Annotated in this window: 23 protein-coding genes; 10 read left to right on the top strand and 13 right to left on the bottom strand. The window is 74.7% G+C overall.

Annotated elements, in window-relative coordinates; translation table 11 throughout:
• Positions 1-240: 240 nt before the first annotated feature.
• From mshC to ACFYO8_RS25050, 6 genes are all read right to left on the bottom strand, one after another.
• A complete protein-coding gene (gene mshC / locus ACFYO8_RS25075) occupies positions 241-1479 on the bottom strand; it encodes a cysteine--1-D-myo-inosityl 2-amino-2-deoxy-alpha-D-glucopyranoside ligase (protein ID WP_354871944.1) in 1239 nt (412 codons plus the stop codon).
• A 67-nt stretch (positions 1480-1546) separates the two neighbouring features.
• Complete coding sequence (locus ACFYO8_RS25070; protein WP_354871941.1) at positions 1547-2365, bottom strand: SCO1664 family protein; 819 nt, start codon at positions 2363-2365, stop codon at positions 1547-1549.
• Positions 2362-2943, bottom strand: coding sequence for a DUF3090 domain-containing protein (locus tag ACFYO8_RS25065; protein WP_354871939.1), 582 nt, complete (start codon positions 2941-2943; stop codon positions 2362-2364). Before ACFYO8_RS25065 ends, ACFYO8_RS25070 begins: the two co-directional genes overlap by 4 nt.
• Before the next feature lie 87 nt (positions 2944-3030).
• Positions 3031-3744 (bottom strand): histidine phosphatase family protein, encoded by a 714-nt coding sequence (locus ACFYO8_RS25060; protein ID WP_354871936.1) that lies wholly within the window; start codon positions 3742-3744, stop codon positions 3031-3033.
• Positions 3745-3880: 136 nt separating this feature from the next.
• A complete protein-coding gene (locus ACFYO8_RS25055) occupies positions 3881-4717 on the bottom strand; it encodes an undecaprenyl-diphosphate phosphatase (RefSeq protein ID WP_354871933.1) in 837 nt (278 codons plus the stop codon).
• The gene (locus tag ACFYO8_RS25050; protein WP_354871930.1) at positions 4714-5766 is read right to left on the bottom strand and encodes an LLM class F420-dependent oxidoreductase; all 1053 of its coding nucleotides are present in this window, start codon (positions 5764-5766) and stop codon (positions 4714-4716) included. Before ACFYO8_RS25050 ends, ACFYO8_RS25055 begins: the two co-directional genes overlap by 4 nt.
• 163 nt (positions 5767-5929) lie before the next feature.
• On the opposite strand from ACFYO8_RS25050, the gene ACFYO8_RS25045 reads away from it, so the two are divergent.
• Together ACFYO8_RS25045 and ACFYO8_RS25040 are read left to right on the top strand one after the other, a co-directional pair.
• Positions 5930-6898, top strand: a complete 969-nt coding sequence (locus tag ACFYO8_RS25045; RefSeq protein ID WP_354871927.1) for an aldo/keto reductase — start codon at positions 5930-5932, stop codon at positions 6896-6898.
• A 67-nt stretch (positions 6899-6965) separates the two neighbouring features.
• The gene (locus ACFYO8_RS25040) at positions 6966-7157 is read left to right on the top strand and encodes a DUF5703 family protein (protein ID WP_030274256.1); all 192 of its coding nucleotides are present in this window, start codon (positions 6966-6968) and stop codon (positions 7155-7157) included.
• Between the two features lie 51 nt (positions 7158-7208).
• On the opposite strand, the gene ACFYO8_RS25035 is transcribed toward ACFYO8_RS25040, so the two are convergent.
• Entirely contained in the window at positions 7209-7862 is a 654-nt protein-coding gene (locus tag ACFYO8_RS25035; RefSeq protein ID WP_354871923.1) for a hypothetical protein, read from the bottom strand.
• Positions 7863-7921: 59 nt separating this feature from the next.
• Positions 7922-9250, bottom strand: a complete 1329-nt coding sequence (locus ACFYO8_RS25030; protein ID WP_354871920.1) for a M20/M25/M40 family metallo-hydrolase — start codon at positions 9248-9250, stop codon at positions 7922-7924.
• 127 nt (positions 9251-9377) lie between these two features.
• Here ACFYO8_RS25030 and ACFYO8_RS25025 point away from each other — a divergent pair, with 127 nt between their 5' ends.
• Genes ACFYO8_RS25025 through ACFYO8_RS25015 form a run of 3 tightly spaced genes read left to right on the top strand, consistent with a single transcriptional unit; the run spans position 9378 to position 11286 of the window.
• The gene (locus ACFYO8_RS25025; RefSeq protein ID WP_387257607.1) at positions 9378-9995 is read left to right on the top strand and encodes a hemerythrin domain-containing protein; all 618 of its coding nucleotides are present in this window, start codon (positions 9378-9380) and stop codon (positions 9993-9995) included.
• A gap of 47 nt (positions 9996-10042) precedes the next feature.
• Complete coding sequence (locus ACFYO8_RS25020; protein WP_354871915.1) at positions 10043-11029, top strand: LysR family transcriptional regulator; 987 nt, start codon at positions 10043-10045, stop codon at positions 11027-11029.
• Positions 11030-11049: 20 nt separating this feature from the next.
• Entirely contained in the window at positions 11050-11286 is a 237-nt protein-coding gene (locus tag ACFYO8_RS25015; protein ID WP_354871912.1) for a hypothetical protein, read from the top strand.
• Positions 11287-11333: 47 nt separating this feature from the next.
• On the opposite strand, the gene ACFYO8_RS25010 is transcribed toward ACFYO8_RS25015, so the two are convergent.
• The 3 genes from ACFYO8_RS25010 to ACFYO8_RS25000 form a co-directional block, all read right to left on the bottom strand.
• The gene (locus tag ACFYO8_RS25010; protein ID WP_354871909.1) at positions 11334-11684 is read right to left on the bottom strand and encodes a DUF3140 domain-containing protein; all 351 of its coding nucleotides are present in this window, start codon (positions 11682-11684) and stop codon (positions 11334-11336) included.
• The gene (locus ACFYO8_RS25005) at positions 11684-11854 is read right to left on the bottom strand and encodes a hypothetical protein (protein WP_354871906.1); all 171 of its coding nucleotides are present in this window, start codon (positions 11852-11854) and stop codon (positions 11684-11686) included. Before ACFYO8_RS25005 ends, ACFYO8_RS25010 begins: the two co-directional genes overlap by 1 nt.
• A gap of 61 nt (positions 11855-11915) precedes the next feature.
• Positions 11916-14465, bottom strand: coding sequence for an ATP-dependent Clp protease ATP-binding subunit (locus ACFYO8_RS25000; protein ID WP_354872122.1), 2550 nt, complete (start codon positions 14463-14465; stop codon positions 11916-11918).
• Between the two features lie 112 nt (positions 14466-14577).
• Between ACFYO8_RS25000 and ACFYO8_RS24995 the strand changes: the two genes are divergently transcribed.
• From ACFYO8_RS24995 to ACFYO8_RS24975, 5 genes are all read left to right on the top strand, one after another.
• Entirely contained in the window at positions 14578-14955 is a 378-nt protein-coding gene (locus ACFYO8_RS24995; RefSeq protein ID WP_354871903.1) for a hypothetical protein, read from the top strand.
• Between the two features lie 175 nt (positions 14956-15130).
• Positions 15131-15391, top strand: a complete 261-nt coding sequence (locus ACFYO8_RS24990; protein ID WP_013286060.1) for a hypothetical protein — start codon at positions 15131-15133, stop codon at positions 15389-15391.
• A gap of 9 nt (positions 15392-15400) precedes the next feature.
• A complete protein-coding gene (locus ACFYO8_RS24985; RefSeq protein WP_354871899.1) occupies positions 15401-16279 on the top strand; it encodes a hypothetical protein in 879 nt (292 codons plus the stop codon).
• Positions 16272-18944, top strand: coding sequence for an FtsK/SpoIIIE domain-containing protein (locus ACFYO8_RS24980; RefSeq protein ID WP_387189410.1), 2673 nt, complete (start codon positions 16272-16274; stop codon positions 18942-18944). The genes ACFYO8_RS24985 and ACFYO8_RS24980 overlap by 8 nt, the downstream gene beginning before the upstream one ends.
• Positions 18941-19612 carry a hypothetical protein gene (locus tag ACFYO8_RS24975; RefSeq protein ID WP_387189412.1) on the top strand — a complete coding sequence of 224 codons (672 nt, stop codon included), beginning with the start codon at positions 18941-18943 and terminating at the stop codon, positions 19610-19612. Before ACFYO8_RS24980 ends, ACFYO8_RS24975 begins: the two co-directional genes overlap by 4 nt.
• Before the next feature lie 64 nt (positions 19613-19676).
• On the opposite strand, the gene ACFYO8_RS24970 is transcribed toward ACFYO8_RS24975, so the two are convergent.
• Together ACFYO8_RS24970 and ACFYO8_RS24965 are read right to left on the bottom strand one after the other, a co-directional pair.
• Positions 19677-20954, bottom strand: a complete 1278-nt coding sequence (locus ACFYO8_RS24970; RefSeq protein ID WP_387189414.1) for a cupin domain-containing protein — start codon at positions 20952-20954, stop codon at positions 19677-19679.
• A gap of 3 nt (positions 20955-20957) precedes the next feature.
• On the bottom strand, positions 20958-21219 hold a 262-nt coding region (locus ACFYO8_RS24965), incomplete at its 5' end, for a hypothetical protein (RefSeq protein ID WP_387257606.1).

The following is a 21219-nucleotide window of genomic DNA, read 5'->3' as shown; positions in this document are numbered from 1 at the left end:
TGGAACACGACGGGTGTCAAACCGCCCTCGACACACCCGTCAGGTTCCACCCGCTCCCCCGGGTTGGCGCGATCTTGCACTCACGGATCCCGCGAACCTAAGCAAAACGGACGGAACGTGGGCCGCAAGTGCAAGATCGACGGCGCGAGAGGGCCGAGGCCGCGGGAGAAAGCCGAGGCCCGCCCGAGAAGGGCGGGCCTGCGCGAGAGGGGCAGGACTCAGCGGAGGGGCGGGCCGGGACTAGAGGGCGATGCCGAGGAGAGCGTCCACCGTGTCGCGGAACAGGGCCGGGGCGGCGGCGTCGTCCGTGACGCCGTTCAGGGCTCCCTCGGCCCAGCGGTCTGCCGCCGCCAGGGCGCCCGGCGTGTCCAGGTCGTCGGCCAGGCGCTCGCGTACCTCGGCCAGCAACGCCGCCCCCGACGGCCCGGCCGGCGCGGCGGCGGCCCGCCGCCAGCGGCCCAGCCGCTCCTGCGCCTCGGTGAGCAGCTCGTCGGTCCAGGAGCGGTCGCTGCGGTAGTGCCCGCTGATCAGCGCCAGCCGGACCGCCATCGGGTCCACCCTGTCGGCCCGCAGCCGGGACACGAAGACCAGGTTGCCCTGGGACTTCGACATCTTCTCGCCGTCCAGGCCGATCATGCCGGCGTGGACGTAGTGGTCGGCGAACGGCGCCACACCGGTCAGCCGCTCGGCGTGCGCGGCGGAGCACTCGTGGTGCGGGAAGATCAGGTCGTTGCCGCCGCCCTGCACGTCGATCCGGTCGCCGAGCAGGTTCAGCGCGATGACCGTGCACTCGATGTGCCAGCCGGGACGGCCCTCGCCCAGGTCGCCGCCGGGCCAGGACGGCTCGCCCTCGCGGGCGCCGCGCCACAGCAGCGGGTCGAGCGGGTCACGCTTGCCGGCGCGCTCCGGGTCGCCGCCGCGCTCGGCGAACAGCTGGATCATCTGCTCGCGGGACAGGTTGGACTCGTAGCCGAACCGGGGCGCGGCGGAGACGTCGAAGTAGACGTCGCCGGTGCCGTCGTCGAGCCGGTACGCCGCGCCGTCCTTGAGCAGCACCAGCACCTTCTCGGCGATGTCCGGGATCGACTCGACCGCGCCGACGTAGTGCGCCGGCGGGATCATCCGCAGCGCCTCCATGTCCTCGCGGAACAGCGCGGTCTCCCGCATGGCCAGGACCTTCCAGTCCTCGCCGTCGCGTTCGGCGCGCTCCAGCAGCGGGTCGTCGATGTCGGTGACGTTCTGCACGTACCGCACGTCGAGGCCGGCGTCGCGCCACATCCGCTGCACCAGATCGAAGGCGATCATGGTGGCGGCGTGCCCGAGGTGCGTGGCGTCGTACGGGGTGATGCCGCAGACGTACATCGAGGCGGCGCCGTCGGGCCGGCTGGGATGGGCGCCCTGCCGCGCCGAGTCGTACAACCTCAGCGACACGCCCTCACCGGGCAGCCGTGGCACCTCGTGTCCCGCCCAAGACTCCATGACCGTCAGCCTAACGAGCCGTCAGGCGCTCGGGTGCCGGGCTACGGGTGATCAACGCGACAACGACTCACATCGGTGGCCAGGGCATCGCCGGCCACTCCTGCGGCGGCAGCGGGAACCGGCCGGACTCGCGCAGCCGCTCGACCCGTTCCACCAGCGTGGCCAGCTCACCGAGGGTCAGGTGCTCGGCCAGCTCCTCGCCCAGTGGCCCGCGGAGCTGCCCGGTCAGGCCGTCGAGCATCTCCACCGCGTCCGGCGGCAGCTCGCGGCCGGCCCAGCCCCACAGCACCGTACGCAGCTTCTCCTCGACGTGGAAGCTCACGCCGTGGTCGACGCCGTAGATCCGGTCGTCCGGGCCGACGAGGACGTGCCCGCCCTTGCGGTCGGCGTTGTTGATGACCGCGTCCAGCACGACGAGCCGGGCCAGGCGGGGGTCGTCGGAGTGCGCCAGCGCGTACGCCGCCCCGTCGTCGTCGCGGGCCGCGGCCACCGGGAACCAGCGCGGCGGGATCTCCCGCGCCGGCACGAACCCGACGAGTGGTTCGGCGTCGTCCGGCTCGTCGATCCAGAGCTGGCACGAGCCGGGCCCGAACGGGCCGTCGCGCAGCACCGTGGGCGGCACCAGATCCCAGCCGGTGGCCCGGGACACCAGGTAGGCGGACACCTCCCGGCCGGCGAGCGTGCCGTCCGGGAAGTCCCAGAGCGGGCGCTCACCGCGTACCGGCTTGTAGACGCAGTGCGCGGTCACCTCGCCGAGGGCGACGACGCCGCGCAGCGTCGCGTTGGAGGCGTCGACGAGCCGCCCCTCCAGGGTCAGCTCACCGTCGGCGAGCAGCCGCAGCGCCTCGGCGCCGTCCTGTCGGGGCTGCAGTTCCGACGAGGTCACCGGTGATAGCCGTTGTGCCGGGGGCAGAGGTGACCGGCCGGATCGAGCGGCTGGCCGCACAGCGGGCAGGGGGGCCGGCCGGCGTTCACGACGCGCTTGGCCCGTTCGATGAACTCACGGGTCGCCTCCGGGGTCAGCCGCACCCGCAGGCGATCGAGGTCGTCATCCGGCTCGTCCGGATCCTCGTCGGCGTCGTCGTCCGCGTCGCCCAGCTCGACCTCGACCTCCGCCTCACCGACGGCGATCGCCTCGATCACCACGGTGGCGGTGTCCACGTCGAAGGCCAGGCCCAGCGTGCCGACCCGGAACTCCTCGTCCACGGGCGTGTCGAGCGGCTCGTTGTCACCGGTCACCGTGATGACCGGCTCCGGCAGCTTCACGCCGAAGCGGCGCTGCGCCTCGGTGAGCAACTCCTCGAGCTTCTCGGCGAGCAACGACACCTGGACCTTCTCCAGCGACACGCTGACCAGCCGGCCGCCGCCGCGCGCCTGGAGGAAGAACGTGCGCTCCCCCGGCGGGCCGACCGTACCGGCGACGAACCGCTCCGGCGGCTCGAAGGCGTGCACCTGGTGCGTCATACCCACGACCCTATCCGGCGTGTGGAAGCACTGTGCAGCCCACCGACGCCGAATCCGCCCAGAGCGAACGCCCCTCGCCCGCCCGGCTCACCCGGCCGCGCCCGCGCCTCCGCCCACCGCCGCGTCGGACTCCGCCGCCCGCGCCGCGCGGCGGCGGCGCTTGCGCGGCGGCGGGACCAGCGCCGACAGGTCACCGCCGGTGTCGTTGAGCCGGACCAGGAACGGCCGCAACGGGGTGTAGCGAATCGCCGTCACCGACGCCGGGTCGGCCACGATCCGCTGAAAAAGATCAAGGTGTACGCCGAGTGCGTCCGCCACGATCGCCTTGATCACGTCGCCGTGGCTGCACGCCAGCCAGATCGCCTCCGGCCCGTGCTCGGCGGTGACCCGGGCATCCCACGCGCGTACCGTGGCGATCGCGCGGGCGGACATCGCCGCCATCGACTCCCCCTGCGGGAACGCGGCGGCGCTCGGGTGCTGCTGCACCACCGGCCAGAGCGGATCCTTGGCCAGCTTCTTCAGCGCCTGCCCCTCCCAGTCGCCGTACCCGCACTCGATCAGCCCCTCGTCGACCACCGGCTCGGCGCCCGGCAGCGCCAGATCGAGGGTCTGCCGGCAGCGGATGAGCGGGCTGGTCACCACCGCCGCCAGCGGCAGTCCGGCGAGGCGCCCGCCGACCGCCGTCGCCTGCGTCCGGCCGGTGTCGTCCAGCTCGACCGGTTGCCGCCCGGCGAGGCCGCCGTCGGCGTTCGCGGTGGTCCGGCCGTGTCGCAGAAGCAGAAGGGTCGCCACGTTGACCACCCTAGGCGGTACGCCCCCCGATGATCGTCCCGCCGCGCACGCCCGGAGCCGCGCGGCCCTGCGTGGCCGAGTGGGCGACGAAGCCGAGGGCCGGCCACCCCGGACATCGGGGTGGCCGGCCTCTCGCACGACGACGTCAGGTGGCGCTGATCGTGCCGGTGGCCAGGAGGCAGATCACCAGGCTGCCCAGCGCCACCCGGTAGAGCACGAAGACGTACAGCGTGTGGTGTGCGACGTAACGCAGCAGCCAGGCGATGGCCGCGTACCCGACGGCGAACGCGATGAGCGTCGCGACCACCATCTGCGCCACGCTCGGCGCGGCGGTGCCGGGCGCGGACGGCTCGAAGACGTCCGGGAGGCTGAACACGCCGGAGATCACCACGGCCGGGATGGCCAGCAGGAACGAGTAGCGGGCCGCGGTCTCCCGGGTGAGGTTGAGCAGCAGGCCCGCGGTCAGGGTGCCGCCCGAGCGGGAGACGCCGGGCACCAGCGCCGCCGCCTGGGCGAAGCCCATCACCACGCCGTCGCGCATCCGGAAGTTCTCCAGCGTACGGGTCTGCCGGCCCCAGTACTCCGCGAAGGCCAGCAGCATCGCGCCGATGATCAGGGTGCAGGAGATCAGCCAGAGGTTCCGGCCGGCGGTGCGGATCTGGTCCTTGAAGATCAGCCCGAAGATGCCGATCGGGATGGTGCCGACGATGACGTACCAGCCCATCCGGTAGTCGAGGCTGGAGCGCACCGAGCGGTCGAACAGGCCCAGGCACCAGGTGCGGACGATTCGCCAGATGTCCTTGGCGAAGTAGATCAGGACGGCGGCCTCGGTGCCGAGCTGCGTGACAGCGGTGAACGACGCCCCGGCGTCCCGGTCGAAGAAGAGCGCCGAGGTGATCCGCAGGTGCCCCGAGGAGGACACCGGAAGGAACTCGGTCAGTCCCTGGACCAGGCCCAGGACGACGGCCTCGATCCAGGTCACTCGCCGACTCCGGACAGCTCCAGCGCCTCGGCGACGGTACGCAGGGTCTGCACCCCGCTCTCCTGGTCGGCCACGAACAGCGACACCGACAGCGTGGTCACGCCCGCGGCGGCGTACTCCCGCATCCGCTCGGCGATGCGCTCCTTGGGTCCGAGCAGCGAGGTGCGGTCGATGAACTCCATCGGTACGGCGGCGGCCGCGTCGCGCTGCCGCTTGGCCAGGTAGAGGTCCTGCACCTCGCGGGCCGCGTCGCCGTAGCCCATCCGGGTGGCGAGCTGATTGTAGAAGTTCTGCTTGCGGCTGCCCATGCCGCCGACGTACAGCGCGGCGTACCAGCGCACCAGTTCGGCGCAGGTGGCGATGTCGTCGCCGACCACGACCGGCACGGACGGCACCACGTCGAAGCCGGCCAGCTCCTTGCCCGCCGCCGCGCGGCCGGCCCGGACCGAGGCGAGGTGCTCCTCGGCGAACTCCGGGGAGTAGAAGACGGCCAGCCAGCCGTCGGCGATCTCGCCGGCCAGTTCCAGGTTCTTCGGGCCGACGGCGGCCAGGTAGATCGGGATGTGCTCGCGCGGCGGGTGGAAGCCCAGCCGCAGCGCCTTGCCGGGTCCGTCGGGCAGCGGCAGCGTGTAGTGCTCGCCGTCGTACGCGACCTCCTTGCGGGCCAGCGCGAGCTTGACGATGTCGACGTACTCCCGGGTGCGGGCCAGCGGCTTGGCGAACCGCACGCCGTGCCAGCCCTCGGAGACCTGCGGGCCGGACACGCCCAGGCCGAGCCGGAACCGGCCGCCGGAGAGCGTGTCGATGGTCGCGGCGGTCATCGCGGTCATGGCCGGGGTACGGGCCGGGATCTGCATGACCGCGGCGCCCACGTCGATGCGTTCCGTCTGCCCGGCGATCCAGGCCAGCATGCTCGGCGAGTCCGAGCCGTACGCCTCCGCGGCCCACACCACCGAGTAGCCGAGCCGGTCCGCCTCCTGGGCCAGCGCCAGGTGGTCGAACGGTGTGCTCCACGCCGTCTGGTATCCGAGGTTGAGCCCGAGTCGCACTGATCCTCCCACCGTCCGCACCACAGGTCGCATCAGGTTACGCAATGAGCGTGCGCCCTCGACGTCCGGCTCGCCCCGAACATGTCACACCGGGTGGAGGTCGCGCGGGAAGTTGACTGCGGCGAGGATATCCGTGACGCCGGGTTCGAAATAAGGTTCACGCATGCAACAGCGACCGCTCGGCCGAAGCGGGCTGGCGGTATCGCGGCTCGCGCTCGGCACCATGACCTGGGGACGGGACACCGATGCCGACGACGCGGCCGCCCAGCTGAAGAGCTACCTCGACGCGGGCGGCAACCTCGTCGACACCGCTGACGTGTACGCCGACGGCGACGCCGAGTCGGTGATCGGCTCGCTGCTGGGCAGCCTGGTGGACCGCGACGAGCTGCTGATCGCCACCAAGGCGGGCCTGCGGCCGGGCAGCCGCCGCCGGGACGGCTCGCGCGGGCACCTGCTGCGCACGCTGGACGCCTCGCTGCGCCGCCTCGGCACCGACCACGTCGACCTGTGGCAGGTGCACGGGTACGACCCGGACACCCCGCTGGAGGAGACGCTCTCGGCCCTGGACCACGCCGTGTCCAGCGGCAAGGCGCGTTACGTGGGGGTGTCGAACTTCTCCGGCTGGCAGACCGCCCGGGCGGCCGCCTGGCAGGCCGCCTGGCCGGGTCGTGCCCCGGTGGTCGCCGCGCAGGTGGAGTACTCGCTGCTGGAGCGCGGTGTGGAGCGGGAGGTGCTGCCCGCCTGCGCCGGCATGGGGCTGGGCGTGCTGCCCTGGTCGCCGCTGGGCCGGGGCGTGCTCACCGGCAAGTACCGCAACGGCCGCCCGGCCGACTCGCGGGCGGTGTCGCCACACTTCGAGCGGTTCGTCGCGTCGTACCTGGAGCCGCGCTGCTCCAGCATCGTGGAGGCGGTCGCCATCGCGGCCGGCGGGCTCGGCGTGTCGCCGCTGGAGGTGGCGCTGGCCTGGGTGCGGGACCGGCCGGGCGTGACCGCGCCGATCCTGGGCGCCCGGACCGTCGGGCAGCTCCTCGGCGCGCTGCAGGTGGAGCGGATGACGCTGCCGGAGGAGATCGTGACGGCGCTGGACGACGTGTCGGCGGTGCCGGTGGGCTACCCGGAGCGCGACGGCTGAGCCGCCGGGCGACCGGGGTCACCCGCAGGGGGTGGCGGAGGGTCCGCGACCTGGGCAGCATAGGGGCATGGACTACGAATACGCGCCGCTGCGGCTGCCCTCGAACGTCGATCGGCTGACCGCCGCGGCGCAGCTGGCGATCCAGGCCGAGTTCTCCGGCTGGGAGCTGGCCCGGGTGCGGCTCTACCGGGACGGCACGCGGCAGGTGGTGCTGCGGCGCCGCCTGGTCAACCAGTCGCAGCCGGGCCTGTCGTACTGAGCGGGCCCGTCCCCGGGGCACGCGTGGCGCGGCCCCGGGGACGCGTACGGCCTAGTGGGCGTGGTCGTGCTCCTCGTCGAGCTCCATGAACGGGTGCTCGTCGAGCCGGCCGACCAGCCGGTCGTCGGCGGCCGGCTGGAACGGGCCGACCGGATCGTCGTCGTCGAACGACTCGAGGTCGACAGGGGTGCCGACCTCGCTGACCATCACCACCCCGTCCAGCGGCTCCAGCTCCGGCACGTCGAGCGCGGACAGCGAACCGTCGCCGCTCTGCAGCAGCTCCAGCACCGCCTCGCCGACCCCCTCCACCGGCGCCGGCTCGTCGTCCTCCGGGGTGCCCTCCCGGCGGGCCGCCTCGGCCGCGCGCAGCAGCGCGGCGACGCTCGGCACCCGGTAGTCGCGCCGCTGCCGCACCGAGATCACCCGCGGGTGCGGATCGGTGGGCTCGCCGCCCTCCACGGCGCCGAAGCGCTCGTCGGCCTCGTCCGGGTCGATCGACTCCACGTCCCAGGGCGTCACCTCGCCGAACGCGTCGAGCAGCTGCTCGTCGTAGGCGAACGAGGCGTTGTTCAACGCGACGTACGCCTGCCAGACGGCGTCGTCGTCGATCCGGCCCTGGGCGGCCCGGACGGCGGCCAGGTGCGCGCGAGCCGCGTCGATCACCCGCTCGAGGGCGGCGTCCAGCTCACCGTGCTGGTCGGTCATGTGTGGCAGTCCCTTCGCGATGGGGGGGGTTCCGCGCCGGCGGCGCCGCGGGGGCGCGGTCAGCAGGTACGGAGGAAGCGGTCCAGAACCCGCACGCCGAACTGTAGTCCGTCCAGCGGAACCCGCTCGTCGATGCCGTGGAACAGGCCGGAGAAATTGAGGTCGGCGGGCAGCCGCAGCGGCGCGAACCCGAAGCAGCGGATGCTGAGCTGGGAGAACGCCTTGGCGTCGGTGCCGCCGGAGAGCATGTACGGCACCGGGTGGGCGCCCGGGTCCTCGGCGCGCAGCGCCTCCGACATCCGCGCCACCAGGTCACCGTCGAACGTGGTCTCCAGGGCCGGCTGGCGCTGGACGTACTCGATGGCGATGTCCGGCCCGACCAGCTCGCGCAGCTGCCGCTCCAGTTCCTCGCTCTGCCCGGGCAGGCTGCGGCAGTCGATGGTGGCGGTGGCCCGGCCGGGGATGACGTTGTCCTTGTAGCCGGCGGCCAGCCGGGTCGGGTTGGCGGTGTTGCGGACGGTCGCGCCGATGATGTTGGCGATCGGGCCGAGCTTGGCGATCGCGGTCTCCGGGTCGTCCGGGTCGATCTCGATGCCGAGCACGTCGGACACCTCGGCCAGGAACGCCCGTACGGTGTCGGTCATCACCACCGGGAAGCGGTGCCGGCCGATCCGGGCGACCGCCTCGGCGAGCGCGGTGACGGCGTTGTCGTCGTGCACCATCGAGCCGTGGCCGGGCCGGCCCTTGGCGTGCAGGCGCAGCCAGTCGATGCCCTTCTCGGCGGTCTCGATCAGGTAGAGGCGGCGCTGCTCGTCGACCGAGTAGGAGAAGCCGCCGACCTCGCCGATCGCCTCGGTGCAGCCGTCGAACAGGTCGCGGTGGCGCCGGGTGAGGAAGTGCGCGCCGTAGTCGCTGCCGGCCTCCTCGTCGGCGGTGAACGCGAGTACGACGTCGCGCCGGGGGCGGACGCCGGTGCGCTGCCAGTCGCGGACCACCGCGAGCACCATCGCGTCGAAGTCCTTCATGTCGATCGCGCCGCGGCCCCACAGGTAGCCGTCGCGGATCTCGCCGGAGAACGGGTGCACCGACCACTCGTCGGGGTCGGCGGGCACCACGTCGAGGTGGCCGTGGACGAGCAGCGCGTCGCGGCCGGGCTCGGTGCCGGGGATCCGGGCGACCAGGTTGGCCCGGCCGGGCGCCGACTCGTGGATCTCGGCGTCCAGGCCGACCTCGGCGAGCTTCTCCGCGACGTACTCGGCGGCGCGCCGCTCCCCCGCGCTGGTGTCGTTGTCGCCGGTGTTCGTGGTGTCGATGCGCAGCAGGTCGCGGCAGAGGTCCACGACCTCGTCGGTGGCGTCGGGTCGGGCGGGGGCGGCGTCGCTCGTCATCGCTTCCTTATACCAGCAGGTGGGTGGGCGCGGGCCGCCGGTGCTGGGGCGGCGGTTTCGCGAATCGCCCGGCCGGGTACCGCCGGACCGCCCGGACATCGACTCCGGCCGTCACGAGGAGGGCACCATGACCGTCCCCCTGCCGCCGCTGCCGCCCGCCGCCGACGACGCGTACCGGCCGGGCGGGCGAAGCGTCGCCGACCTCGTGGACACCGAGCACCGGGCGCTGCTGGAGCTGGCCGACCGGGTCACCGATCCGGCGCTGGACGCCGCCCCCCGGCGTGAGGTGCTCGACGTCCTGACCGCCGCGGTGTCCCGGCACCTGTCCGCCGAGGAGCAGTACCTGTTCCCGGCGGCCCGTGTCGCCATGCCGGACGCCGCCGGACTGGTCGAGCGGGAGATCGAGGCCGACGCCGGGCTGCTGACCGCGCTCAAGCAGCTGTCCGGCGCCGACGATCCGGCGGTCGCCGACGTGGCCGAGCGGGTACGCCGGCACGTCAGCCGCGTCGCCGCCCTGGTCACGCCGCTGCGCGAGGTGGCGAGCGACGCCGAGCTGATCCGGCTGGGCAACCGGTGGGAGATCGCGGAGGAGGCGGCGCCGACCCGCCCGCACCCCGGCACGCCCGCCACCCCGCCCTGGAACAAGATCGTCGAACCGGCGGTCGGGGTGTTGGACAAGGTGCGCGACGCGGTCACCGGGCGGCGTACCCGGCTGAGTGACCTGGAGCACCGTCGCCAGGCGTGAGCCGATCGCCCCTTCCGCGCATCGGTTCGTGGTCCTACCGTCACGGTATGGATCTGGAGCTGCGACACCTGCGTGTGGTCTGCGCGATCGCGGAGACGGGGAGCGTCACCAAGGCCGCCTCGGCGCTCGGCCTGGCCCAGCCGGCGCTGACCGCCCAGCTTCAGCGGATCGAACGGGCGCTGGGCGGGCCGCTGTTCGAGCGGGACCGCCGCGGCGCCCGTCCCACCGCCCTGGGTGAGCTGGTGCTGGACCGGGCGCGGGTGCTGCTGCCGGCGATGAAGGGCCTGCGGGACGAGGCGGCCCGGATGGCCGGCGCGGGCGATCCACTGCGCCGCTACCGCTTCGGCGGGGTGAACAGCCCGATCCTCGGGCGGCTGGTGCACCGGCTCGCCGCCGATCGGCCGGACGCGCAGATCACCACGTACGGCTCCTGGTCGGTGGACGAGCTGGCGCAGATGGTGGCCGGTGGGCGGCTCGACTTCGCGCTGACCGGCGTGTGCGGCGACTCGACGCCGTCGGCCGGGTTCGGGCTGAGCTGGCGGGAGGTGGCGGTCGAGCCGATCTGCGTCCTGCTGCCGCAGACCCACCCGCTGGCCGGCCGCGACGAGGTCGACCTTGTCGAACTGCGGCGGGAGCGGTGGGTGGCCGCGCCGGGCGACGGCTGCTTCGGCGACTGCTTCGCCGCCGCCTGCGCCCGCTCCGGCTTCACCCCGAAGAAGGTGTACGAGGCGGACGTGCGGGCCGCGCTGGACCTGGTGGACGCCGGCGAGGCAGTGGCGTTGTGCCAGGCCACGTTCCGTCCGGTGGCCGGGCTGGTCACCCGCCGGCTGGCCGGCACGCCGCTGCGCTGGCGGCTGCTGCTGGGCTGGCACCCGGACGTGCCGGCCGCCGCGGTGGCCGAGCCGGTGCTGGCGGCGGCGGTCGCGGCGTACACCGACGCGCTGGCGAACCATCCGGAATACCTGGGCTGGCTGCTGGCGCACCCGGCGTTCGGCGTGCAGCCCAACGGCGCGGGCGGGGTGCGAATCGCCTGAACCCGGGTATCACCGGCGACATGACTGATCTGTATCCGGCCGCCGACCAGCGGGAACTGCTGCGCCAGGCGGCTGCCGCGCACACCACCACCGCCGCCGAGGTGGAGGCGTTCCTGCGCCGGTTGCCGGAGGTGCCGGGCCCGGCCGACGTGACCGAGTACGCCGACCTGCTCAGCCGCGAGGAACGTGCCCGAGCCGACCGGCAGGCCGCGGCGGACGCGGCCGGGCTGCGGCTGCCCAGCCTGGAGTCGGAGTAGCCGACGGCGCCCGGGCGGGTGATCCGCCCGGGCGCCGTCGTGCCGGCTCAGCGTTCGGCGAGCACGTCGTGTCCGAGGTCGAGCAGGGCGTGGCGCCACTCGTCGTCGGCGTTGCCCCGGCGTGGCCGCTGTGCGGTCAGCTCCCGGATCCGGCTGATCGCCTCCCGCATCACCTCGATGTCCTCCGGCGTGAGGTCCACCTTGCGCTTGCGCAGCACGGCGAGGATCTGCCGGCCGGGCTCGGGCAGGTCGAGGTCCGGGTTCGGGCCGAACGCCTCCTCCCCCGACCCGCGGGTGAGCAGCCACTGCCGCAGCGTCTCGGAGGACACGTTCACCTCGGCGTGGAAGTCGTCCCAGATCACCTCGACCTCGGGGTCGAGTCGCGCCTCGCGTACCATCACGCCTCCTCTGCCGGCGGCGGCCCGGGTGCCGGCTCGCCCTCGTTCGGTGTGTGCTGCCTCTGGCCCTCCGGCGGCACCCGCACCCGGGACGGGTTCGCCGTCGGGGTCGCCTCGATCGGTTCGCCGGCCCCGGTGTCGTCGTCGGTGACTTCCTCGGGTTCGGTCATGTCCGCCCTCCGGTCCTTCGGTGGCGGCCGTCCCGGCTCGGCCGGGACGAGCCCCGCCCGGTCATCGGGGATGGGACGTGGTGGCCGGCGTGTAGCCCCGCTCACCGGCGGTGACGTCGAAGACGAGCTGGTCGTCGCGGGTGTCCACGGTGACCTTCTGCCCCGGGGAGACCTCGTTCTGCAGCAGCATCCGGGACAGCCGGTTGTCGACCTCGCGCTGGATCACCCGGCGCAGCGGGCGGGCGCCGAACTCGGGCTGGTAGCCGTGCTCGGCGAGCCAGTCGACGCCCGCCGTGCTGAAGTCGACCTGGATGTCCTGGGCGTGCATGCGGCGGCGGGTCTCCTCCAGCAGCAGCCCGGTGATCTGGCGCAGCTGCTCGGCCTCCAGCCGCTGGAAGACGATCACCTCGTCGATGCGGTTGAGGAACTCCGGGCGGAAGTTCTCCTGGAGCCGGCGCATCAGCCGCTCCCGCAGCTCGTCGCCCTCCCGCTCGCCGGGCGCGCCGGTGGCGAAGCCGACAGTGCGCTGGGTGCCGGTGATCAGCTCCGAGCCGAGGTTGCTGGTCATGATCAGCACGGTGTTCTTGAAGTTCGCGGTTCGGCCCTGGCTGTCGGTGAGCCGTCCCTCGTCGAGCACCTGGAGCAGGATGTTGAACACGTCCGGGTGCGCCTTCTCGATCTCGTCCAGCAGCACCACCGCGTACGGGCGACGCCGTACCGCCTCGGTGAGCTGACCGGCCTCCTCGTAGCCGACGTACCCGGGCGGTGCGCCGACCAGCCGGCTGACGGTGTGCCGCTCCTGGAACTCGCTCATGTCGACCCGGACCATCCGGTCCGCCTCGCCGAACAGCGCCTCGGCCAGCGCGCGGGCCAGTTCGGTCTTGCCGACACCGGTCGGGCCGAGGAACAGGAAGCTGCCCATCGGCCGGTCCGGGTCGGCCAGCCCGGTGCGGGACCGGCGTACCGCCTCGGCGACGGCGCTGACCGCGTCGTCCTGGCCGATCACCTTCTCGTGCAGGTGGCCCTCCAGGCGCAGCAGCCGGTCGCGTTCCTCCTCGGTGAGCTGGGTGACCGGGATGCCGGTGGCCCGGGAGACCACCTCGGCGATCTCCGTCGGCCCCACCTCGGGCACGTGGTTGGGTCCCTCGTCGCCGCGGGCCCGGCGGACCTGCTCCTCCAGTTCGGCAAGCCGGTCGCGCAGCGCGGAGGCGCGCTCGTACTGCTCGTCGGAGACCGCCTGCTCCTTGTCCCGGCGGGTCTCGTCGAGCTGCTGCTCCAGCTCACGCACGTCCTCGGCGGGCGTACGCGTGCGCAGCCGCACCCGTGCGCCGGCCTGGTCGATGAGGTCGATCGCCTTGTCCGGCAGGAACCGGTCGGTGATGTACCGGTCGGACAGCTCACCGGCGGCGACCAGCGCCTCGTCGGCGAACCGGACCTGGTGGTGCGCCTCGTACCTGTCGCGCAGGCCGCGCAGGATCGCGACGGTGTCCTCCACCCCCGGCTCGGGCACCAGCACCGGCTGGAACCGGCGGGCCAGCGCGGCGTCCTTCTCGATGCTGCGCCGGTACTCGTCGAGCGTGGTCGCGCCGATCACCCGCAGCTCGCCGCGCGCCAGGGCCGGCTTGAGCATGTTCGACGCGTCCATCCCGCCCTCGCTGCCGGCGCCGCCCGCGCCGACCAGCGTGTGGATCTCGTCCAGGAAGATGATCAGCTCGTCGCGGTGGGCGCGGATCTCGTCGATCACCTTCTTCAGCCGCTCCTCGAAGTCACCTCGGTAGCGGGTGCCGGCGACCAGGCCGGCCAGGTCGAGCTGGATCACCCGCTTGCCGATCAGCGTCTGCGGCACGTCGCCGTCGCAGATCCGCTCGGCCAGGCCCTCCACGATCGCCGTCTTGCCGACACCGGCCTCGCCGATCAGCACCGGGTTGTTCTTGGTCCGCCGGGACAGGATCTCCACGGCCTGCTCGATCTCGTCGGCCCGGCCGATCACCGGGTCGATCTGGTCCATCCGGGCCAGCTCGGTGAGGTCCTGGCCGTACTGGTCGAGCGTGGGGGTTCCGTGATCGGGACGCGGGGCGGTCGCCGCTCCGCGCTCGGCGCTGGCGGCCTGCAACGACTCGGGCTGGATCCGGCCCGCGGCGAGCATCCGGCCGGCCGGCGACTCGGGGTTCAGCGGCAACGCCATCAGGATGTGCTCGGGACCGATGTAGTTGGCGCCCATCGCGCGGGAGAGCTGGTGGGCGTCCAGCAGCGCCCGCTTCGCCGCCGGGGTCAGCGACAGGTTCGGCGGCACCTCGCCGCGCGGCGCGCCGTCGCCGTGACCGCCCAGCGCGCCGAGCAGCGCGTCCGGGTCGGCGCCGGCCCGGCGTACCAGGTCGCGCAGCGGTTCCCGCTGCAACGCCGCCCAGAGCAGGTGGTCGGTGTCCAGGTCGTTGCTGTGCTTCTGGGCGGCGCGGCGGGCCGCGTCGGCGAGCATCTCCCGGGCGTCAGCGGTCATCAGGCGGGTGATGTCGACCCGGTGCGCCGGTCGGCGTCCCCCCTCGCCCCGGCCGAAGTATCGGGCCAGGAACTCGTCCCAGGGGTCGTTGCCGAAGTCGCCCGGTCCCATCATCATCGTCCTCCGCAGTCAGTCGGCACGACCGGCGCCCGGCACGCGCGGCACGGTCGGCGGTGGCTACCCGGCGGTCGGCGCGACAAACGCGACCGGATGGCAGGCTGGGGGCATGGATGACAGACCGCTGCTGGTGGTGGACGGGGCGAACGTGGTGGGTTCGCGCCCGGACGGCTGGTGGCGGGACCGGGCCGGCGCGGCGGCGCGGCTGCGCGACGCGCTGGCGCCGGTCGGCGAGGCGGGCGTGCCGCCGGAGCTGCCGCCGCCGGTGCGGGTGGTGCTGGTGGTGGAGGGGGCGGCCCGGCACACACCGCCCGCGCCCGGCGTGGAGGTGGTGTCCGCGCCCGGCTCCGGCGACGACACGGTGGTCGAGCTGGTCGCCGCCGCGCCGGACCGGCGGCGGGTGGTGGTCACCGCCGACCGGGGACTGCGCGAGCGGGTGACCGCGCTCGGTGCGGAGGTACGCGGCCCGCGTTGGCTGGGCCGTTAGCCGGCCGGTCCCGCCGCCGGGACCACGGCGCCCGCCGACGGGACCGGCGGTCAGGGTCTTCGCGCACGTCAAGGCGGGAACCGGACACGCGGGTCGCAACGGTGCGAGGGTGGATGTTCGTCCACCCGTTCCGATGGGTTGTAATGGAGATCTCTTTCGCCCTCAGGAGGTCCCCGTGGCGAGCGTTGCCGAGCTGAAGGCAGCCATCGATGTCGCTCTCCAGCAGATCGGTGACGGCCAGACAGCGGTGCAGGCAGCCGGCGAGAAGCTGGCCGAGGCGCAGCAGACGCTGGCCGGCGCGCTGGAGGGCAGCGGGCACGAGACGGTCGAGGCGGCGCAGGCCTCGCTGACACAGGCCGGTCAGGAACTGGAGGAGTGCCTGGCCGCGACACTGGTCGCGGTGGAGCAGGCACAGCTCTACGTCGCGACGCTCTGAGGCCCGGCCGTGTCCATCGTCGAGGACATCGGCGCGCAGGTCCGCGCCGCCGCCGAGGAACTGCCCCTCGCGCAGCTCGCCGCCGCGCTGGAGAAGCTCGGCCAGGCGCAGGAGCGGCTGCGCTGGGTGCGCCAGGAGTCGTCCGACCCGATGGGGGTGCCGGAGCTGTCCTCGGCCACCGAGCACGCCGAGACCGCCGGCTACGCGCTGCGCGTGGCGCAGGAGCAGCTCACCGCGTACCTGGCCGCGATCGGGCTGGCCCCCGACGGCGCGCGCCCGACGCCGCAAGGCGAGGGGCGGCCCCGGCACGACACGCCACGCGGCCAGGACCCGCCCGCGCCCGGCCCGGCCGCCGAGCCGGGCGAACAGCCGGCGGTACGGCGCTGGTGGGCGGTGCGGGTGGCGGAGCTGACCGGCGGCCGGGAGGGGCCGCCGGACGAGCCGGACGAGCGCGTCGGGGACGCCCACGAGCTGCTGCGCCGGGTGGTCGCCGGCGTCCGCTCGGGCGACCGGGACCGGCTGCGCCGCGAGCTGCGCCGGGCGCACGCCGACGTGGGGCTGGGACTGGCCGCGATCACCCCGCCGCTGCTGCGCGAGCTGGCCGGTGAGCTGCTCGGCCATCCGCCCCGCGCGGACGACCTGCCCCGGCTGCGCGGCGCGCTGGACTCACGGGTCCGTGACCTGCTGCCCGGGCTGCCGCCGCCGGTGCTGGACACGCTGCTGACCCGGGTCTGCCGGATGCCCCCGCCGCGCCGCGGCGACGACGCGGAGCAGCCGCACGCCGCCGACCCGGCCGTCACCGCCGGGGTGCTCACCGCCGTGCTGCTCGACCGGCTCGGCCGGGACCTGCCGAAGGACACCGACGAACCGGAGCCGCCCCGTGCCTGACGTCCGCGCTCAACTGGTGACGCGGGCCCGGGGGATGCTCTCCGAGGCCCTGGGCGCCACCCGTACCCGCCTCACCGCCGCCGAGGCCGAGCTGGCCGCCGGGCGGGAGCGGCTGGCCCGTACCCGCCGGGCCGCGGCGGCGGTGCCCGCCCGGGTGGGCGCCGCGCGCGACCGGCGCCTCGCCGAGATCGACGCCCGGCACACCGCCCGCCTGGCCGAGCTGGCCCGGCGGGCCGCCGCCGCGGCGCAGCGGGAGGCGCCCGGCGCGGCGTCCGCGCCCTGGGACCGCTGGCAGGCCACGCCCGCCGGCCGGTCCGAGCCGCCGGGCGCGTCGCGCATCGGCACGGTACGCCTCGACGGCGCCGAACCGGTGCCGGCGCTGGTCCCGCTGCTGGACGTCGGGCACGCGCACCTGGCCGGCGGCGACCGGGCCGGCCTGGCCGCCGTGGTGCCCGCGCTGCTGCTGCGCTCGGTCGGGCGGGCCGACCCGGGCGCGGTACGGCTGTACGGATACGACCCGGAGCACCTGGGTGGCGGGCTGGCCGGGTTCGCGCCGCTGGGCACCGCCGGGCTGCTCACGTTCGTCGGGCCGGGCGGGCTGGGCCGGCTGCTGGACGACCTGGTGGAGCAGATCCGCCGGATCAACGCCACGGTGCTCGCCGGTGAGTACGGCTCGCTGCGCGAGCTGGCCGCCGCCACCGGACGCCGCCCGGAGCCGTGGCGGGTGGCGGTGCTGCTCGGCGGCGACGAGCTGTCCCGGCACGAGCGCGGCCAGCTCGACCGGGTGGTCCGCACCGGGGCGGCCTGCGGCGTGCACCTGGTGGTCCGCGGCATCGAGCTGCCCGACGACCCGACTGTCACCCGGATCACCGTGGAGCCGGACGACGCCCGCATCGCCGGGCTGCCGGTGGTGCTCGACGCGCCGCCGCCGCCCGCCCTGGTCACCGAGACCTGCCGCGCCGTCGCGTCCCGGGTGGCCGCCGGCCCGCCGCCGACGCCGTTCACCGACCTGCTCCCGCCTCCGGAGGAGTACTGGCGGGAGGACTCGGCGCACGGGCTCACCGCGCCGGTCGGCGAGGGCCCGCATGGGCGGCAGGTGCTGCTCACGCTCGGCGACTACCCGCCGCACGCGTTGATCGGCGGCCCGTCGGGCACCGGCAAGACCAACCTGATCTTCGCCTGGATCGGCGCGCTCGCCGCCCGCTACTCCCCCGCCGAGCTGGAGTTCTATCTGCTGGACTTCAAGGAGGGCGTGTCCTTCGCCCGGTTCGCGCAGGGCCGGCGCGACCCGAGCTGGCTGCCGCACATGCGGCTGGTCGGCATCAACGTCAACACCGACCGGGAGTTCGGCCTGGCGCTGCTGCGCTTCCTGGCCGAGGAGCTGCGCCGGCGCGCCGACGCGGCGAAGAAGCACGAGGTCACCAAGCTGGCCGAGCTGCGCGCGGTGGACCCGGACGGGCACTGGCCGCGCATCGTGGCGGTGGTCGACGAGTTCCAGGCGCTGCTCGCCGGCCGGGACGTGCTCGCCCGGGAGGCCGCCGACCTGCTGGAGGACCTGGCCCGGCGGGGCCGGTCGCAGGGCATCCACCTGGTGCTCGCGTCGCAGGACGTGCGCGGCATCGAGGCGCTGTGGGGACGGCCCGCGCTGGTCGCGCAGTTCACGCTGCGGATCGCGCTGCCGAAGGCGCTGCGCATCCTGGCCGAGCGTAACGACGCCGCGCAGTCGCTGCCCCGCCACCACGCGGTCATCAACGCCGAGTCGGGCCTGGCCGAGGGGAACGAGGTGGCCCGGATCCCGTCGGCCAGCGACTGGGAGACGTGGAGCGAGCTTCAGCACCGGCTGTGGCGGATGCGCCCGCAGGACGCGGCGCCGGCCCGGCTGTTCGACGGCGACGCGATCCCGAGGCTGGACGACGCGCCCGACTTCCGCGCGCTGACCGCGCCGGAGCAGGGCGTGCCGCGCAGCCCGGTGGCGCTGCTCGGCGAGATCATCGACGTGCAGTCCCGCTCGGCGGCGCTGCGGCTGCCCCGCGCGCCGGGCCGCAACCTGGCCGTGCTGGGCACCCGGGTGGACGACGCGTGCGCGGTGCTGGACGCCGCCGCCCGCTCGCTGGCCCGGCAGTACCGGCCCGGCACCGCCCGGTTCTCGATCGCCTGCCTGGACCCGGACGCAGACCCGGCCGCCCGCGCCCTGTACGACGACCTGGCCGGCGACGCCTCCTGGTACGACGAGGAGACCGTGCCGGAGCTGATGGCCGAGGTGGGCGACGGACTGGGCGCGCCGGGCGCGACGCATACCCCGCACTTCCTGCTGCTGTACGCGGTGGACGCGGCGGCCGCGGCGCTGGCCGGCAAGGCCGGTACGCGTACCGGGCTGGAGCAGTTGCGCCGGATCCTGCACGACGGGCCGGAACGGCGTACGCACGTGCTGGCCTGGTGGCGTGGCGTGGCCCGGATGCGCGTGGACCTGGGCGGCGCGGGCGCGCGCACGGACCAGATCGGCGCCTGGGTGGCGCTGGACGTGCAGGGCGGCGAGCTGGGCTCCTCGCTCTATCCGGGCAGCGGCGGCCCGGACTGGTATCCCCGGCCGTGGCGCGGTCTCTACTTCGACCGGGCGGTGCACCGCACCGGACAGGTGATCATCCCTTATGGTCCCTCCCGATGAACGAACCGGTTGCCAGTGAGACGTACAGCGCGCAGATCCGCCGGCTCGCCGAGCTGACCGCCCGGGTGTCCGCCCAGCGGGCCGAGGCGCACACCTGGTACGCCCAGCAGGTGGCCGCCGCCGACCGGGCGGTCGCCGAGGCCGGCGAGCAGGTCCGGCAGGCCGAGGAGGAGGCGGCCGAGGCGGCCCTGCTGGTGGAGCGCGTCGACGGCGAGGTCGCTCACCTGTGGACGCAGTTGCGGGCCCGGCTGGGCGGGAGCACCCGGCGGCTGGGTGACCCGCCCGGCCCGGTCCGGGGCGCCGCCGGGGATCCGGTGCCGCTGCTGCGCGCGGTCCGGGAACTGCTGGAGCGCACCGGGGCGCCGGGCGAGCTGCCCGGCTCGGTGAACCCGCTGCTGATCGCGTGCGGGATCGGCGGCGCGCTGGTGGCGTACGCGCTGGGGGTGGGCGCGCGGGCGCTGGGCGCCGGTTCCAGCGGCGACCTGGCGGTGGGCCTGCCGGTGCTGGCCCTGGTGGTGACGCTGCTCGGTCCGGTGATCGGGCTGGCGCCGGCCCGGCTGCTGGCCGACCGGCGGCACGCGGTGCTGACCCCGCGCCCGATGATCCTGGTGGCCGCCTCGGGTCTGGTGACGACCCTGCTCCTGCTGACCGCGACGTACGCCCGCTGATTGGTCACGAGGTCGGCGACGCGACACGCCGTCGCAGCGCGCCGGTCGGCCTCACGATCGCCTGTCAGGCGGGGACCAGGACCGCCTCCTTGAGGAGGCGGCGGGTGAGCGTCAGGCGGTCGGCGTCGTCGTCCAGGCCGGGCAGGTCGCCGACCCTCGTCACCTCGCCGCTGAGCAGCGCGCGCAGCGCCGCCTCGCAGGTGCCGGGCAGGGTGAGCGTCCGGTCCGGCACCCGCAGCGTGATCCGGCCGTCGGCGGCCGGGGCGAGCTGCCAGCGCAGGCCTCCGCGCACCGTGACCTCGCTGTCCGGCGTCAGCCGGGCCAGCGCCTCGGCCTGGGCCAGCGGGCGGATCGGGGCCGGGCGGGACGCCGGCCAGACCCGGGCCCGCAGCCGGCCGGCCACCGCCGCCGGGTCGGCGCGCAGCAGCCAGTCGCGCAGCGCCTCGACGGTCTCGGTCAGCTCCGGCTCGATCACGTCCGGGTCGGCCAGATCCAGACCGAAGGGCAGGCTCGCGCGCAGCCGCACGTCCTCGGCGGCGAGCGCGAGCAGCTCCTCGACCACCGCGTACCGGGTCAGCGCCCGGATACCCACGGTCAGATGCAGCGAGCTGGACTCCTGCGCCTGGGCGCTGTGCAGCCAGCCGCGCGGCAGGTAGAGCGCGTCGCCCGGTTCGAGCACCACGTCCAGTTCGGGGCGGCCCTCGGCGGTCGCGGCGACCTCGTCGGCCCGGCCGCCCCACGGCTGGCGTTCCAGCGGGTCGGCCAGCACCGGCGGGTGGATCCGCCAGTGCTTGCGTCCGTCCACCTGGAGCACGAAGACGTCGTGGGTGTCGTAGTGGGTGGCGAAGCCCTGACTGCCGGCCGGGGTCAGGTAGGCGTTCACCTGCAACGGCTGGGCCAGCGCGGCGCCCAGGTCGCGGGTGAAGTCGACGATCGCCGGCCAGATGCGGTGCAGGCCCTGCAGCACCAGCGTCGCGCCGTCGGCGTACAGCGTCAGCACCTTCTCGTCGAGGACCTGGTCGCCGATCTCGGCGCCCGCGCCACCGCCGCCGGTGAACCGCGCCGCCGGCACGAGCTGACCGTCCTTGGCGACCCGCAGGAACGGGGTACGCAGGCCGCGGCGGCTGAGCAGCTCGTCGGCGTCGGCGGGACCGAGCAGGTCGGTGAAGCCGTGCGGGTTGGGCAGTTCGGCGGCGCGGGACAGCAGCGGGCTGCGCCCCCAGTGGTCGGCGGCGAACTTCGCCGGATCCACCGCCACGCACCGGGCCAGCGCCTCGGTCGCGGAGGACGGAACCGCCGGGCGGCCGTGGCCACCCGGCGGATCGACGTGCGTGGTGCTCATCTGTCAGGCGCTGCCGTCGGCGCCGCCGTCGTGCTGACCCGGGGTCGCGCCACCGTCGGCCGGGCCCTCGGCGCCGCCGTCCGCGCCACCGTCGTGCTGACCCGGGGTCGCACCGCCGTCGGCCGGGCCCTCGGCGCCGCCGTCCGCGCCACCGTCGTGCTGACCCGGCGTCGCACCGCCGTCGGCCGGGCCCTCGGCGCCGCCGTCCGCGCCACCGTCGTGCTGACCCGGGGTCGCACCGCCGTCGGCCGGGCCCTCGGCGCCG

The organism is Micromonospora sp. NPDC005257 (assembly GCF_042872445.1).
Taxonomy (GTDB): Bacteria; Actinomycetota; Actinomycetes; order Mycobacteriales; family Micromonosporaceae; genus Micromonospora.
This window is presented reverse-complemented; position numbering and strand designations above follow the sequence as displayed.

Bases quoted from the DNA above. Each gene is read 5' to 3' on its own strand.
- ACFYO8_RS24995 (WP_354871903.1), top strand. From the start codon at position 14,578: ATGGATGACAGACCGCTGCTGGTGGTGGACGGGGCGAACGTGGTGGGT.
- ACFYO8_RS25025 (WP_387257607.1), top strand. From the start codon at position 9,378: ATGACCGTCCCCCTGCCGCCGCTGCCGCCCGCCGCCGACGACGCGTAC.
- ACFYO8_RS25015 (WP_354871912.1), top strand. From the start codon at position 11,050: ATGACTGATCTGTATCCGGCCGCCGACCAGCGGGAACTGCTGCGCCAG.
- ACFYO8_RS25045 (WP_354871927.1), top strand. From the start codon at position 5,930: ATGCAACAGCGACCGCTCGGCCGAAGCGGGCTGGCGGTATCGCGGCTC.
- ACFYO8_RS24975 (WP_387189412.1), top strand. From the start codon at position 18,941: ATGAACGAACCGGTTGCCAGTGAGACGTACAGCGCGCAGATCCGCCGG.
- ACFYO8_RS25010 (WP_354871909.1), bottom strand. From the start codon at position 11,684: ATGGTACGCGAGGCGCGACTCGACCCCGAGGTCGAGGTGATCTGGGAC.
- mshC (WP_354871944.1), bottom strand. From the start codon at position 1,479: ATGGAGTCTTGGGCGGGACACGAGGTGCCACGGCTGCCCGGTGAGGGC.
- ACFYO8_RS25040 (WP_030274256.1), top strand. From the start codon at position 6,966: ATGGACTACGAATACGCGCCGCTGCGGCTGCCCTCGAACGTCGATCGG.
- ACFYO8_RS24970 (WP_387189414.1), bottom strand. From the start codon at position 20,954: ATGAGCACCACGCACGTCGATCCGCCGGGTGGCCACGGCCGCCCGGCG.
- ACFYO8_RS25030 (WP_354871920.1), bottom strand. From the start codon at position 9,250: ATGACGAGCGACGCCGCCCCCGCCCGACCCGACGCCACCGACGAGGTC.
- ACFYO8_RS25000 (WP_354872122.1), bottom strand. From the start codon at position 14,465: ATGATGGGACCGGGCGACTTCGGCAACGACCCCTGGGACGAGTTCCTG.
- ACFYO8_RS25035 (WP_354871923.1), bottom strand. From the start codon at position 7,862: ATGACCGACCAGCACGGTGAGCTGGACGCCGCCCTCGAGCGGGTGATC.
- ACFYO8_RS25065 (WP_354871939.1), bottom strand. From the start codon at position 2,943: ATGACGCACCAGGTGCACGCCTTCGAGCCGCCGGAGCGGTTCGTCGCC.
- ACFYO8_RS25005 (WP_354871906.1), bottom strand. From the start codon at position 11,854: ATGACCGAACCCGAGGAAGTCACCGACGACGACACCGGGGCCGGCGAA.
- ACFYO8_RS25020 (WP_354871915.1), top strand. From the start codon at position 10,043: ATGGATCTGGAGCTGCGACACCTGCGTGTGGTCTGCGCGATCGCGGAG.